At 64.3% G+C, this 14,725-nt stretch carries 14 protein-coding genes and 1 tRNA gene; 11 read left to right on the plus strand and 4 right to left on the minus strand.

The features are described 5' to 3' along the window. Positions 1–14 precede the first annotated feature (14 nt). The gene (gene carB / locus ADAD_RS0110955) at positions 15–3,470 is read right to left on the minus strand and encodes a carbamoyl-phosphate synthase large subunit (RefSeq protein ID WP_010413678.1); all 3,456 of its coding nucleotides are present in this window, start codon (positions 3,468–3,470) and stop codon (positions 15–17) included. Positions 3,471–3,532: 62 nt separating this feature from the next. On the opposite strand from carB, the gene ADAD_RS0110960 reads away from it, so the two are divergent. Next, positions 3,533–3,877 carry an endonuclease domain-containing protein gene (locus tag ADAD_RS0110960; protein WP_237700812.1) on the plus strand — a complete coding sequence of 115 codons (345 nt, stop codon included), beginning with the start codon at positions 3,533–3,535 and terminating at the stop codon, positions 3,875–3,877. 130 nt (positions 3,878–4,007) lie between these two features. Here the strand turns inward: ADAD_RS0110960 and ADAD_RS16855 are convergent, their stop codons facing one another. Both ADAD_RS16855 and carA read right to left on the minus strand, forming a co-directional pair. Continuing rightward, on the minus strand, positions 4,008–4,286 hold the full coding sequence (locus tag ADAD_RS16855) for a hypothetical protein (protein WP_139020417.1): 279 nt from the start codon (positions 4,284–4,286) through the stop codon (positions 4,008–4,010). After that, on the minus strand, positions 4,283–5,461 hold the full coding sequence (carA, locus tag ADAD_RS0110965) for a glutamine-hydrolyzing carbamoyl-phosphate synthase small subunit (protein ID WP_010413682.1): 1,179 nt from the start codon (positions 5,459–5,461) through the stop codon (positions 4,283–4,285). Before carA ends, ADAD_RS16855 begins: the two co-directional genes overlap by 4 nt. Before the next feature lie 174 nt (positions 5,462–5,635). Here carA and ADAD_RS0110970 point away from each other — a divergent pair, with 174 nt between their 5' ends. The 10 genes from ADAD_RS0110970 (at position 5,636) to ADAD_RS0111020 (ending at position 14,392) form a co-directional block, all read left to right on the plus strand. Then, positions 5,636–6,088: a GatB/YqeY domain-containing protein gene (locus tag ADAD_RS0110970; RefSeq protein ID WP_010413684.1), complete on the plus strand. Its 453-nt coding sequence runs from the start codon at positions 5,636–5,638 to the stop codon at positions 6,086–6,088. Next, positions 6,085–6,798, plus strand: coding sequence for a hypothetical protein (locus tag ADAD_RS0110975; RefSeq protein ID WP_237700813.1), 714 nt, complete (start codon positions 6,085–6,087; stop codon positions 6,796–6,798). The genes ADAD_RS0110970 and ADAD_RS0110975 overlap by 4 nt, the downstream gene beginning before the upstream one ends. A gap of 35 nt (positions 6,799–6,833) precedes the next feature. Next, entirely contained in the window at positions 6,834–8,762 is a 1,929-nt protein-coding gene (gene dnaG / locus ADAD_RS0110980) for a DNA primase (RefSeq protein WP_010413687.1), read from the plus strand. A gap of 3 nt (positions 8,763–8,765) precedes the next feature. Further along, positions 8,766–10,772: an RNA polymerase sigma factor RpoD gene (rpoD, locus tag ADAD_RS0110985; RefSeq protein ID WP_010413690.1), complete on the plus strand. Its 2,007-nt coding sequence runs from the start codon at positions 8,766–8,768 to the stop codon at positions 10,770–10,772. Positions 10,773–10,778: 6 nt separating this feature from the next. After that, positions 10,779–10,849: transfer RNA gene (locus ADAD_RS0110990), tRNA-Gln, on the plus strand. 152 nt (positions 10,850–11,001) lie between these two features. Next, on the plus strand, positions 11,002–11,577 hold the full coding sequence (locus ADAD_RS0111000) for an NAD(P)H-dependent oxidoreductase (protein WP_010413693.1): 576 nt from the start codon (positions 11,002–11,004) through the stop codon (positions 11,575–11,577). Between the two features lie 90 nt (positions 11,578–11,667). Further along, positions 11,668–12,117 (plus strand): ribose 5-phosphate isomerase B, encoded by a 450-nt coding sequence (gene rpiB, locus ADAD_RS0111005; protein ID WP_010413695.1) that lies wholly within the window; start codon positions 11,668–11,670, stop codon positions 12,115–12,117. A gap of 4 nt (positions 12,118–12,121) precedes the next feature. Further along, entirely contained in the window at positions 12,122–13,453 is a 1,332-nt protein-coding gene (glyA, locus tag ADAD_RS0111010) for a serine hydroxymethyltransferase (protein ID WP_010413699.1), read from the plus strand. A gap of 4 nt (positions 13,454–13,457) precedes the next feature. Then, positions 13,458–13,679, plus strand: a complete 222-nt coding sequence (locus tag ADAD_RS0111015; RefSeq protein WP_010413701.1) for a hypothetical protein — start codon at positions 13,458–13,460, stop codon at positions 13,677–13,679. Between the two features lie 14 nt (positions 13,680–13,693). Continuing rightward, complete coding sequence (locus ADAD_RS0111020; RefSeq protein ID WP_192807585.1) at positions 13,694–14,392, plus strand: RNA methyltransferase; 699 nt, start codon at positions 13,694–13,696, stop codon at positions 14,390–14,392. Here ADAD_RS0111020 and ADAD_RS0111025 read toward each other — a convergent pair. Continuing rightward, positions 14,389–14,700, minus strand: coding sequence for a chorismate mutase (locus ADAD_RS0111025; protein ID WP_010413705.1), 312 nt, complete (start codon positions 14,698–14,700; stop codon positions 14,389–14,391). The two genes, ADAD_RS0111020 and ADAD_RS0111025, sit on opposite strands and share 4 nt — an antisense overlap. Positions 14,701–14,725 lie beyond the last annotated feature (25 nt).

The raw sequence follows: 14,725 nt of genomic DNA on the forward strand, positions 1-14,725 counted from the left end.
GAGAAGTACCGTCGTCAGGTCGCTGAATAATAGGACTGCAATGACCGAACTTCAAGCGGGTGCGATGCAAGCGCGGTGATCGCCTCCACAGCTGCGCGCCCGGCCGATGCCGTGGTGAAGTACGGCACCTTGTGTTCCAGTGCGCCTGCCCGGATCGACTGGCTGTCGCGCAGCGACTGCCAGCCCTCGGTCGTGTTCAGAATCAGATCGATCTCGCCGTCGATGATCCGGTCGACGATATGCGGCCGTCCCTGCGCTACCTTGTTGACCTGCGTGACCGGGAGGCCCTGATCCGCCAGGTAATCATGCGTGCCGCCGGTCGCCACGATCTCGAACCCGGTCTCGACCAGTCCGCGCACGGCCTCGACGATCCCGGCCTTGTCGCTGTCCTTCACCGAAACGAAGGCCCTCCCTTCACGCGGAAGCATCATTCCTGCGCCCAGCTGCGCCTTGGCAAAGGCCATTGCGAAGTCCTGGTCCAGCCCCATGACCTCGCCCGTCGATTTCATTTCCGGGCTCAGGACCGGGTCCACGCCGGGGAAGCGCCCCCAGGGGAACACCGCTTCCTTGACCGCGACATAGTCGAGGTCGCGGGTGATCGGCGGCAGATCCGCCAGCTTTTCGCCCGCCATGATCCGCGCAGCGAACTTGGCGATGGGCTGGCCGATGGTCTTGGCGACGAAGGGCACCGTGCGGCTTGCGCGCGGGTTGACCTCGATCAGGTAGATCTCGCCATCCTTCACCGCGAACTGGGCGTTCATCAGGCCGACCACCTTGAGCTCGCGCGCCAGCGCTTCGGACTGCCGCTCGATCTCCCCGACCACTTCGGCGGAAAGCGAATAGGGCGGCAGCGTGCAGGCGCTGTCGCCCGAGTGAACCCCCGCCTCCTCGACATGCTGCATCACGCCCGCGACCACGATATCGGTCCCGTCGCACAGGACATCGACATCGCATTCGATCGCGTCGCGCAGGTACTGATCGACCAGCACGGGGCTTTCGCCCGACACCTTCACGGCGCTGGCGATGTAGTCGTCCAGCTGGGCTTCGGAATCGACCACCTGCATCGCGCTGCCGCCCAGCACGTAGGACGGGCGCAGCAGCACCGGGTAGCCAATGGTGCGCGCAGCTGCGGCGGCTTCATCGCGGCTCTTGGCGATGCCGTTTTCCGGCTGCTTCAGCTTCAGCTTGTTGACCATCTTGGCGAAGCGTTCGCGGTCTTCGGCAAGGTCGATTGCGTCCGGCGAAGTTCCGAGGATCGGGATGCCTTCGTCCTCCAGCGCCTGTGCCAGCTTGAGCGGCGTCTGTCCGCCATACTGCACGATCACGCCGACCAGTTCTCCGTTGACCATTTCCCGGCTGAGGATTTCGAGCGCGTCTTCGGCGGTCAGCGGCTCGAAATAAAGCCGGTCGGACGTGTCGTAATCGGTGGAAACGGTTTCCGGGTTGCAGTTGACCATGATCGTCTCGAACCCTGCCTCGCTCAGCGCGAAGCAGGCGTGGACGCAGCAATAGTCGAACTCGATGCCCTGCCCGATCCGGTTCGGCCCGCCGCCCAGGATGACGATCTTCCGGCGGTCCGTCGGATCGGATTCGTCTGCAGGGGCGCCGAAAGCCGGGGCCTCGTAGGTCGAGTACATGTAGGGCGTCGTCGCCTCGAACTCGGCGGCGCAGCTGTCGATCCGCTTGAAGACCGGCAACACGCCCAGCTTGTGGCGCAGCTTGCGCACTTCGGCGGCGCTGGTCGCCCCCGCCATTGCCTGCATCGCGTCGTGCAGCAGGCCCGAGCGCGCTTCCGCCCCGCCCCGCGCCGCGCCGACGGACTGTACCGCGAGCTGCGCGAGCCGCGCGTCCGAGAAACCGAGCGCCTTGAGCCGGCGCAGATCGGCCGCCTCGCGCGGCAGACCGATATCGGCAACGCGATTTTCAGCCTCCACGATAGCCTCGATCTGGTGCAGGAACCACGGATCGTAGGTGGTCGTCTCGCGGATCGTCTCGAAGGGGATTCCAGCCCGGAAAGCCTGCCCTATGCCCAGCAGGCGCGAGGGCGTGCGGCGGCTGATGGCAGACAGGATCTCGTCGTGCGAGGCGCCTTCCAGCTCTTCCACCGGATCGAGCCCGTCGAGCCCGGTTTCCAGCCCGCGCAGCGCCTTCTGCAGGCTTTCGGCAAAGCAGCGACCGATCGCCATCACCTCGCCGACGGACTTCATCGCAGTGGAGAGGCAGGGCTCTGCGCCCTTGAACTTCTCGAACGCGAAGCGCGGGATCTTGGTGACGACATAATCGATGGTCGGCTCGAAGCTGGCGGGCGTCGCGCCGGTGATCTCGTTGGTGATCTCGTCCAGCGTGTAGCCTACCGCCAGCTTCGCCGCGACGCGCGCGATGGGGAAGCCGGTCGCCTTGGAGGCAAGCGCCGACGAGCGCGAGACGCGCGGGTTCATCTCGATCACGATCAGGCGGCCGTTTTCGGGATTCACGGCGAACTGAACGTTCGATCCGCCGGTCTCAACCCCGATCTCGCGCAGCACCTCGATCGAGGCGGTGCGCATGATCTGGTATTCCTTGTCGGTCAGCGTCAGCGCGGGCGCGACGGTAATGGAATCGCCGGTGTGGACACCCATCGGATCGACGTTCTCGATCGCGCAGATGATGATGCAATTGTCCTTGCGGTCGCGGACAACCTCCATCTCGTATTCTTTCCACCCGAGCAGCGATTCCTCGATCAGCACCTCGGTCGTGGGCGAGGCGTCGAGGCCGGAGCGCACGATCTGCTCGAACTCGGACTTGTTGTAGGCGATGCCGCCGCCCGTCCCGCCGAGCGTGAAGCTGGGGCGTATGATCGCGGGCAGGCCGGTGAAGTCGAGCGCGTCGAGGCTGCGCTGGATCGCGGCGGCGACGTACTTTTCCTTCCGGCGCTGCTCCCCGCGGCGCCATTCGGTCTCGAACTTGTCCAGCGCGTCGCCAGAGAGTTCGGCTGCCCGGCGCTTGTATTCCGCCCGGTCCTCGGCAACCAGATCGTCGGCGTTGATGGTGCGTGAGCGGGCGCTTTCCAGCCCAATCTTGTCCATCGCCTCGCGGAAGCGCTGGCGGTTCTCCGCCTTGTCGATCGCATCGGCATCGGCGCCGATCATCTGCACCCCGTGCCGCTCCAGCGCGCCGCTTTCGAACAGCTTGAGCGCGCAGTTCAGCGCGGTCTGCCCGCCCATCGTGGGCAGCAGCGCGTCGGGCTTCTCCTTGGCGATGATCTTCTCGACCACCTCGGGCGTGATCGGCTCGATATAGGTCGCGTCGGCGAACTCGGGATCGGTCATGATCGTCGCCGGGTTTGAATTGACGAGGATGACGCGATAGCCCTCCTCCTTCAGCGCCTTGATCGCCTGCGTGCCCGAGTAATCGAACTCGCACGCCTGCCCTATGATAATGGGCCCCGCGCCGATGACGAGGATGGAGGAAATGTCGGTACGTTTGGGCATGACTAGTATGCTACTCCAAGCCCCTCCCCCTTGAGGGGGAGGCTGGGTGGGGGTGTACGGCCTTGGCCGAGAAGCGATTGACCGGCGTCGCGCGCAAGCTGCGGCGCGACATGACGAATGCGGAACGTTTGCTGTGGTCGCATCTGCGCAACGGGCAGATGGGTATGAAGTTCACGCGGCAGTTTCCCGTTGGCGGCTACGTGGTCGACTTTGCGTGCCGCAGTCTTCGGATCGCCATCGAATGCGACGGGGGCCAGCATTCGGTTGAGGCCGACGCGGCGAGGACTGCGGCCATCGAAGCGCACGGCTACCGTGTGATCCGTTTCTGGAACCACAAAATCTTGAGCAACACCGATGGCGTTCTCGAAACCATTGCGCGCGAAATCGAAATTGCGCGCAATGTCTGACCTCCCCTTCCTTTGAGGGAAGGGGTCGGGGGATGGGTGTACCCGGTTCGCGATGAAGCGCCCGGCCGTCAACGCCGACCCCCCACCCCCACCCCCTCCCCACGGGGAGGGGAGTTGTGGATGCAACACATCATTCGCCTGATGGAGTGACATATTTAGCGTTGCCAACCTCTGCTCCTGAGTACTTTCCCAGCGCCTTGACACGGTGCATCACGCAACTCGACTTTTCGAAGTCAGCATCTTTCGAGATGATCAATGTGCCATTCTTGAAGGTGAAATCATCAGAGGCCAGCCCACAATCAGGTACGATCGCGCGGAGTTCATCATCAGTGAGATCTGCGGCCACTTCATAGTTGCTGCCATTGCAGGCTGCCAAAGGCATAGAGATCACGACCAGAAGACGCTTCACCCCAGCATCCCCACAAACTTCTCGAACAGGTAGAAACTGTCCTGCGGCCCCGGGCTCGCCTCGGGGTGATACTGCACCCCGAACGCCCGCTTGCCCTTGATCGCGATGCCGCAATTGGTGCCGTCGAACAGCGAGACGTGCGTCTGCTCGACATTCGCGGGCAGCGTGTCGCCGTCGACTGCGAAGCCGTGGTTCATGCTGGTGATCTCGACCAGGCCGGTCGCTTCGCCCCACCCTTCGCCGACACGCTGGACGGGGTGGTTCGCGCCGCGGTGGCCCTGGAACATTTTCGAGGTTTTCGCCCCCGCCGCGAGGCCGAGGAGCTGGTGGCCGAGACAGATGCCGAAGATCGGAATGTCGCGCTCCAGGAGCCCCTGGATCACCGGCACCGCATAGGCACCGGTCGCGGCCGGGTCGCCCGGGCCGTTGGAGAGGAACACGCCGTCGGGCTCGTGTGCCAGCACATCCTCCAGCGAGGTCTCCGCCGGCACCACCGTCACCCGTGCGCCCGCGCGGACCAGCTGGCGGAAAATGTTGTCCTTCGCGCCGAAGTCGATCGCGACGACGTGCGGCTTGCTCGCCCCACTCTCGCCATAGCCCTTGCCCAGTTCCCACGCGCCGCCGCGCCAGCCTTCGTGCGCCTTGCGGCTCACGCGGCGGGCAAGGTCCATGCCTTCGAGCCCCGGCCACTCGCGCGCCTTCTGCAAGAGCCCCTCGAGGTCGAACACGCCGTCCGCCGCATGGGCGATCACCGCATTGGGGGCACCGTTCAAACGAATGAGCCGGGTCAGGGCGCGGGTATCCACGCCCGCCAGCCCGATCTTGCCTTCGTCCTTCAACCATGTGTCGAGATCGACTTCGGAGCGGAAATTGCTCGGCCCGGTGGGCACTTCGCGCATCACGCAGCCCAGCGCGCTTTCCACCTTGCTCTCGATATCTTCGGGGTTGGCGCCGACATTGCCGATATGCGGGAAGGTGAAGGTGACGATCTGCCCGGCATAGCTCGGGTCGGTCATCACTTCCTGATAGCCGGTCATCGAGGTGTTGAAGCACACCTCCCCCACAGCAGAGCCTTCCGCGCCGCAGCCAATGCCCCACAGGGCGGTGCCATCGGCAAGAAGCAACAGGCCCGTCGCACCATCAGGTTGCGCAGGAGTAATCTCGGCTGAAGCCATGGGCCTGTCCGTTCCTTAAAGTCTGTCCAGCAATGTGCGCTAAGCCATCCGGCTAGGCCTGCACTTCGCGCCCGTCAAGCGCACGCCCGACGCTTTTCATCACCCCTCCACCCGCAGGAACATTTGTTATATCCGGACGTCTGTTGAGTGAAACGCAAAGGTATAACGGAAAACATGATACGCGAGACGATCCAGAAGGAAGTCATCGCCGCCATGAAAGGCGGCAACAAGGAGCGGACGGCCGCGCTCCGCCTGATTCAGGCCAAGATCAAGGACCGGGATATCGAACTGCGCACCGCCAAGGGCGACGTCGACGATGACGAGATCGTCACCGACGTGCTGCTCAAGATGGCCAAGCAGCGCAAGGAATCGATCGCGATGTACCGCGAAGGCGGGCGCGAGGAACTGGCCGAGAAGGAAGAATACGAACTTTCCGTGATCGAGGGATTCCTGCCGAAGCAGATGGACGAGGCGGAAACCCGCGCCGCGATCGACCAGGTGAAGGCCGATATTGGCGCCACCGACATCAAGTCGATGGGCAAGGTTATGGCCGAGCTGAAGACGCGTCATGGCGCCACGCTCGACATGACGCGGACCAGCGGCTGGGTGAAGGAATCGCTGTCGTGAGGCGCAGGCTCGCCTCTCGCATGCTGGCTCCGGTCGCGCTCGCGGCGGTGCTTGCAGCCTGCGCGGGCGAGCCGGAAGACACCGAACCCTCGCCGACGCCCAGCGTCACCGCCGATGCCCCATCCGATCCCAGAACGCTGGTTGCCGCCGATTTCGGCGAGCTTGAGCTGGGCGCCAGAATCGAAGGTGCCGTGGGGCCGGAGGTCGAAGCCTCGATCATCGTCGATGGCCGGTCCATCGGCGATATCGTCAGCTACGTCGCCTGCCCTGCGGGGGTGGAGGAATGCGATCCGGACGAACTGCCCGACGATACCGTCTACACCTATGTCCACACGGTCCGCCCCGGGGTGGACGACCCGAACGATCCGCCTTTCATGCGGCCCGTGGGGCTGGACGAGGTGGAAGCGGCGACCTTGTTTGCCACGGTGCGCGAGGCACGCGGCTTCAACGGCGCGATCGGCTTTGATCGCGCGCAGGTGGAAGAGGCGCTCGGGCCGGATGGCACGATCCGTGTGCAGGACGACAACGGCACACTCGCTTGGCGCGTGGTCGGCGGCGATGGCTGGCAGACCGGTGAGGCAATCACCTTTTTCTGGCAGAGCACTCTGCCACCCGCAGGGCCCGACGAGGCTTATACGCTGCGCGCCGACGAGAAGATCGCCATGGCGTCCGGCCCATTCCCTCCCCAGGCGGAGGATGACGGATCTTAGCTGTGGAGCGTTGTGCGATGGGCTAGCGCACGGCGATGCTGGCCATTAGGTTCGACCACGCGATGGCGCTTTCCCCTCAATGGCTCGATCAGCTGCGGACCCGTGTGACGCTGTCCAGCGTCATCATGCGGACGACCAAGCTGCAACGCGCAGGGCGCGAATGGAAGGCGTGCTGCCCGTTCCACGACGAGAAGACACCCAGCTTCACCGTCAACGACCAGAAGGGCTTCTACCACTGCTTCGGCTGCGGAGCGCACGGCGATGTGATTCGCTGGATGACCGATCAGCGCGGGCTGCAGTTCATGGATGCGGTGAAGGAACTGGCGGTTGTCGCGGGGATGGAAATGCCCGCGCCAGACCCGCGCGAGGCGCAGAAGGCGAAACGCCGCGCCGGGCTGCACGATGCGATGGGCGCCGCGCAGGAATTCTTCGTGCGTGAGCTCGCCGGCTCGCGCGCCGCACAGGCACGCGAATATCTCGCCAAGCGCGGTTTCTCACCCGCCATCATGCGCGAATTCGGCTTCGGCTACGCTCCGGACGACCGGCAGGCCCTGGCCCAAGCGCTCGGCTCGCTGCCGCCGCAACTTCTGGTGGAGGGCGGCCTGCGCATCGCGATCGACGGGAAAGACCCGTACGATCGCTTCCGCGACCGGCTGATGCTGCCGATCCACGATGTGCGCGGGCGCGTGATCGCGTTCGGGGGGCGTATCCTGACGCCGAAGGAAGGCGCGCCCAAATATCTCAATTCGCCCGAGACCCCGCTCTTCGACAAGGGGCGCACGCTCTACAACCTGCACCGCGCCGGGCCCGCCTCGCGCAAATCCGACCGCATCATCGTGGTCGAAGGTTACATGGATGTGATCGCCCTCGCCAATGCGGGAATTGCGGAAGGCGTAGCCCCGCTGGGCACCGCGCTGACCGAGAATCACATCGAGGAATTGTGGCGCCATGCGCCCTGCCCCACCCTTTGCTTCGACGGGGACGCTGCAGGCCAGCGCGCGGTGCGCCGTGCGATCGAGCGCTCCTTGCCGCTGCTGCGCCCGGGGCACTCGCTCAGAATCGCGTGGCTGCCCACCGGGCTCGACCCGGATGATCTGATCAAGGCGAAAGGTGTTGCCGCTTTCGAACAGGTGCTCGAAAATGCGCAGTCGCTCCTCGACGCCGTCTGGACGCTCGAGGCCAATGCCGCCCCGCTCGACAGCCCTGAAGCAAAGGCGGGTCTCAAGGCGCGGCTGATGATGCATGTCGATGCGATCGAGGAGCCCGATGTGCGCGCGCTCTATCGCCGCGATCTGCTCGACAGGTTTTCCGCCTTCGCATTCCCGAAACGCGAAAAAGCGCCGTTTCGTCCCGCAAAGCAATGGCGACGCGATGCGCCCGAGCCCTTGTCGCAGGACTTGTTGCGCAAGCTCTCGAACCTTTCACAGGGCGGCGCGCGCGCCCGATTGCTGGCTGCTGTCATGACGCAACTCGCGGCTCATCCCGAGCTGATCGAGGGGCACCGCGAGGCACTGCGCGAGCTCGGCGAAAGCGATCCGGCAACGCAATCCTTGCTCGATCCGTTGCTCGCGCATGCACAAACGCTTGAAGCCGACGAGAAAAGCGCCATATTCGCCGGGCGCTGGGGCTCCCGGTCCGCTGAACACTCCGCACCCGGCCTTCTCGACAAGGCCCACGATGCAGCGACCGCGCGCGAGGACCTGGCCGAAGCCATCGAACTGCTGGTCGAAGGGCCGGCACTCGACAAGGCACTGGCCGCGGCGACGGAGCGTTTCGAACACGATCCCGAAGGCGCGTTCGCCGAACAGCAGCGACTGCTAAAGCGGAAGCTGGCGTTCGACGCACGCTTGGGCCAGATGGCAACGAGGCGGATCGCGCGAGCGACACCGGATACAGATTCAAAAGCCGCTGCGGCTCCTGCGGAAAATGGGGAACGCATCGGACAGGAAACGGATTTTCAATAGCCCATGGCATCCGAAGCGAAAACCAAAGAGACCGAAGATGCTCCCCTGATCGACCTCAACGAGGCGTCGATCAAGAAGCTGATCACCAAGGCAAAGAAACGTGGTTACGTCACGTATGACGAACTGAACGAGGCGCTTCCGCAAGGCGAGATGAGCTCCGACCAGATTGAGGATATCCAGGCCGCGATCTCGGAAATGGGCGTCCAGATCGTCGAATCGGACGACGAGGTTGAAGCCGAAAAGGACGAGGTCGAGGAGATCGCGCCCGATTCGTCCGCGAAGAAAGAAGACAAGCCTGCTGCTGCGGCAGCGAAAAAGACGGTCGATGCGCGCACGGACGATCCGGTGCGGATGTACCTGCGCGAAATGGGCGCGGTCGAACTGCTCAGCCGCGAGGGCGAAATCGCGATCGCCAAGCGGATCGAGGCGGGCCGCGACACCATGATTATCGGGCTGTGCGAAAGCCCCATCACCTTCCACGCCATCATCCAGTGGTCCGAAGCGCTCAACGAAGGCGAGATGCAGCTGCGCGAGATCCTCGATCTCGACGCGATGCTTTCGAAGGAACCTCCCGTCGACAAGATGGAGGAGGAGAACGAAGACGACAGCGGCGAGATTTCCGAGGAGACCGCCGGACCGACCATCCGCGAGGACGACGAGGACGAGGATTCGGATTCCGACGACGAGGATGAAGACGGCGACGGCGAAACCAAGTCGCGCCGTGACGACGACGACGAAGAAGACAACACGATGTCGCTGGCCCAGATGGAGGCCGCGCTCAAGCCCGACGCGCTGGAGCGGTTCGCGCGCATCACCGACCTGTTCAAGAAGTTCGAGAAGCTTCAGGGCGAACGCGTCGATACGCTGGGCCGTGGCGATGCCTTCCCCGCCGCCAAGGAAAAGAAGTACGAGGACCTGCGCGAACAGCTGACGGCGGAAGTCGAAAGCGTCCAGTTCCACGCGACCAAGATCGAATTCCTGGTCGACAACCTCTACGCCTTCAACCGCCGCCTGACCGCGCTGGGCGGCCAGATGCTGCGCCTTGCCGAACGTCACAAGATCAAGCGGATCGACTTCCTCGATGCCTATATCGGCAACGAGCTGGACGACGACTGGCTGACCAGCCGCACCAAGGAAAAGAAGTGGGCCGCCTTCGCCGAGAAGGAAGGCGAATCGATCGAGCGTATCCGCCAGGAAATCAGCGATATCGCCAGCCAGACCGGTATGGCGCTGCCCGAATTCCGCCGGATCGTGAACATGGTCCAGAAGGGCGAGCGCGAAGCGCGGATCGCCAAGAAGGAAATGGTCGAGGCGAACCTGCGCCTCGTGATTTCCATCGCCAAGAAATACACCAACCGCGGGCTGCAGTTCCTCGACCTGATCCAGGAAGGGAATATCGGCCTGATGAAGGCGGTCGACAAGTTCGAGTACCGCCGCGGCTACAAGTTCAGCACCTATGCGACGTGGTGGATCCGGCAGGCGATCACCCGTTCGATTGCCGACCAGGCACGCACGATCCGCATCCCGGTCCACATGATCGAGACGATCAACAAGCTGGTGCGCACGAGCCGCCAGTTCCTGCACGAGCAGGGCCGCGAGCCCACGCCCGAGGAAATGGCCGAGCGTCTCTCCATGCCGCTCGAAAAGGTGCGCAAGGTGATGAAGATCGCCAAGGAGCCGATCAGCCTCGAAACGCCGATCGGCGACGAGGAGGATTCGCACCTGGGCGATTTCATCGAGGACAAGAACGCGATCATCCCCGTCGATGCCGCGATCCAGAGCAACCTCAAGGAAACCGTCACCCGCGTGCTCGCATCGCTCACGCCGCGCGAAGAACGCGTGCTGCGCATGCGCTTCGGCATCGGAATGAACACCGATCACACGCTGGAAGAAGTCGGCCAGCAGTTCTCGGTCACCCGCGAACGTATCCGCCAGATCGAAGCAAAGGCGCTGCGCAAGCTCAAGCACCCGAGCCGTTCGCGCAAGATGCGCAGCTTCCTGGATCAATAAGCCTGCTGCCCCGTCGTCTAACGGTAGGACAGCGGTTTTTGGTACCGTCAATGCAGGTTCGATTCCTGCCGGGGCATCACCCCAATAGCAAAGAGAAGAGCCCCGCTTCGGCGGGGTTTTTCATGTCCGGAGGCGCGGGATCAGCCGCCCTTCCCTCGTATTTGATCCAGATCATTCTTTGCGTCCACCCGGCAGGCTATCCGAATGCCAGTCTGCAGGAGGATCCCCGATGCGAGTCCTGATAATCGACGGCCATCCCGACCCCGAGCCGGCGCGGTTCGTCCATGCCCTCGCCGATGCCTATGCCGACGGGTGCGAGGCGGGCGGTCACAGCCTGCGCCGCTTGAGGCTGGCGGATATGGACTTTCCGCTCCTGCGCAGCGTGCAGGACTGGATGGAGGGCGAGCCTTGCCCGGTCATAGCGGCGGCACAGAAGGACATATCCTGGGCCGAACATGTCGTGCTGTTCTACCCGCTGTGGCTCGGCGACGTGCCGGCGCTGGTGAAGGCGTTCCTCGAACAGGTGGCGCGACCGGGCTTTGCGCATCGCTACCGCGGCAGCGGGCTGCCCGAGAAGCTGCTCACCGGACGCAGCGCAAGGGTCGTCGTGACCATGGGCATGCCGTCCGCCTTCTATCGCCTGTTCTATTTCGCCCACAGCCTCAAAAGCCTGAAGCGCAACATCTTCGGCTTTGTCGGCTTCGCGCCGGTCCGGCACACGATCATCGGCGCGGTCGAGAGCAGCGCGAAGGACCGCCAGAAGCATTTGTCCGCCATGCGCGAGCTCGGTCAGAGCGCGCGCTGAGCGCCAGCATCGCACAGCGCCTGCCGCGCGCACCGGGGACAAGCCGTATTAGCGGTGGAACGGTCGGGGCCAAACCTCTATGTGCCCCCCATGCGCATCGCGATTGCATCAGACCACGCCGCCATCGAAATGAAGGCCGCGCTGCACGAATGGCTCGTCGAGAAAGGCCATGAGGTCGCCGACCTTGGCCCGGCCGATGGCGAGCGGGTCGATTACCCCGATTACGGTTACAAGCTCGCCTCGGTCGTCGCTGACGGCACCGCCATGCGCGGCATTGCCTTGTGCGGATCGGGCCTGGGTATTTCGATGAGCGTCAATCGCAATCCGAAGTGCCGCTGCGCGATGGTTTCCGAACAGCTCTCTGCCCGGCTCGCGCGCGAGCATAATGACGCGAACGTCATCGCCATGGGCGCGCGGCTGATCGGCATCGAGCAGGCCAAGGCCTGCGTTCAGACATTCCTGGAAACCGCGTTCGAGGGCGGCCGGCACCAGGGCCGGGTCGACAAGCTCTCCGCACCCCCCGCAACCGAAAGCGACTAGACCAATGGCCAGCACCACCGCCGATCTTACCGCTCCTTCCGCCAGGACGGCGGACCCCATGGACCGCTTCTGGCATGACAGCCTTGCCGATGCGGACCCGGAAATCGCCGCGGCGGTCGAGAACGAGCTGAACCGTCAGCGGGAGAAGATCGAACTGATCGCGTCCGAGAACATCGCCAGCAAGGCGGTGCTGGAAGCTGCTGGCAGCGTCTTCACCAACAAGTATGCCGAAGGCTATCCGGGCAAGCGCTATTACGGCGGGTGCGAATATGCCGACGTGATCGAAACGCTCGCGATCGAGCGCGCGAAGGAGCTGTTCGGCTGCGAATTCGCCAATGTGCAGCCCAACTCGGGCAGCCAGATGAACCAGGCGGTGTTCCTCGCCATGCTGCAGCCGGGCGACACTTTCATGGGGCTCGACCTCAATTCGGGCGGCCACCTGACGCACGGATCGCCGGTCAACATGAGCGGCAAGTGGTTCAACCCGGTTGCCTATGGCGTGCGCGAAGGCGACGAGCTGATCGACATGGATGCGGTCGCCGCGACCGCGCGCGAGCACAAGCCCAAGCTGATCATCTGCGGCGGCACGGCCTATTCGCGCACGTGGGATTTCGCGGCTTTCCGCAAGATCGCGGACGAAGTCGGCGCGATCCTGCTGTGCGACATGAGCCATATCTCCGGCCTCGTCGCGGGCGGCGCGCACCCCTCCCCCTTCCCGCATTGCGACATCGTGACCACCACGACGCACAAGAGCCTGCGCGGACCTCGCTCGGGCGTGATCCTGTGGAACGACGAGAAATATTCCAAGCCGCTCAACATGGCTGTCTTCCCCGGCATGCAGGGCGGCCCGCTGATGCATATCGTCGCGGCCAAGGCGGTTGCCTTCCGCGAAGCGCTGCGGCCCGATTTCAAGGATTATGCGCAGCGTGTGGTCGATAACGCGCGTGCCCTCGCCCAGAGCCTCGAAGCGCACGGCCTGCGGATCGTTTCGGGTGGGACGGACAACCACTCGATGCTGGTCGACCTCTCCGCCAGGGACGTGACCGGCAAGGACGCGGAAAAGGGCCTCGATCGCGCGTTTCTCACCTGCAACAAGAACGGCATTCCGTTCGACAAGCGCAGCCCCTTCGTCACCAGCGGGCTCCGGCTCGGCAGCCCGGCGGGCACGACCCGCGGCTTCGGCACCGACGAGTTCACCAAGATCGGCGAACTGATCGCGCGCGTCGTGGATGGGCTTGCCAAGAACGGGCCCGAAGGCGATGCACAGATCGAACAGGCGGTGCGCGCCGAAGTCGGCGAATTGTGCGCTGCCTTTCCAGTGTACCCGGGGAGATGATCTGATGGACAATCGCGATCCCGACAATGGGCAGGACTGGGTGGAAGATGCCCGAACAGAGGTCTCCGGCATGCTGAAGGAGGGGATGCAACATCCCTCCACGAAACCCGTGCTGGCCGGCGCGGCGGTAGGTACGGTGGGAGCGATGATCCTGCCGGTCATCACCTGGCCGGTCGGCCTGGCTGCCGGTGCCGGTTACATGCTCTATCGCCGGATCAAGCGCTGACACCACCTCCCGCAATCGTCCTCGTCCGTCCGCAACTGGGCGAGAATATCGGCAAGGCGGCCCGCGCGATGGCCAATTTCGGCCTGCGCGAGATGCGCCTCGTCAGCCCGCGCGATGGCTGGCCGAACCCTTCGGCCGGGCCTGCCGCTGCTGGCGCGGACTTCATTCTCGACAAGGCACAGGTGTTCGAGACCACGGCGGAGGCTGTGGCCGACTGCGCGCATGTCTTTGCCACCACGGTTCGCAAGCGCGGCGTGACCAAGCCCGTGCTGACGCCAGAGGAAGCCGCCGATGCGATACACGCAGAGTCGGGCAGGAGCGCGATCCTGTTCGGGCCGGAACGCTCCGGGCTGGAGACAGAAGATGTGGCGCTCGCCCGCACGATCCTGACTGTCCCGATCGACCCGGACTTCGGCTCGCTCAACCTCGCGCAGGCGGTTATCCTGTGCGCCTATGAATGGTCCAAGCGTCAGGGCCTCGCGCAGCCGCCCAAGGAAGACCTGCTGCCACCGGGCCCGCAGGAGGAGCTAGACGGATTGATCGCTCACCTGGAGCGCATGCTGGAGCCCAAAGGCTATTTCCTGCCACAGACACGTGCCGAAGCGACCCGCCGCACCCTGCGCGGCGTTCTGACCAAGCCGGGCTGGAATCATCTGGAATTGCGAACCCTGCGCGGCGTGCTGTCCAGCCTCGAGCGCAAACCGCGCGACTAGCTGCGCAGCCGTTCCCATTCGACCATTTCGTAGGCAATCGACGCCTCGACCAGGGCGTCCCATATCTCGCCCAGCTCGCGCTCGGGAATTCCCGCGGCCCGCGCATCGTCGCGCACATTGGCGATCACCTGGGCCTTGCGTGCCTCGTCACGCACGTGGCCGCGCTCGGGCTTGATACGTGCCGCAGCGCGCATGTATCCGAAGCGGACAGCGATCAGCCGCATCAGTTCGCGGTCCAGCGTATCGACGCCCACCCGCACATCGGCCATGGTTTCGCAGTCTTCGGGAGGCTTGACGGTATCGTTCATTGCCGCGCGCTGTGCCCTGCCCGCC

The organism is Citromicrobium sp. JLT1363 (genome assembly GCF_000186705.1).
Classification (GTDB): domain Bacteria; phylum Pseudomonadota; class Alphaproteobacteria; order Sphingomonadales; family Sphingomonadaceae; genus Alteriqipengyuania.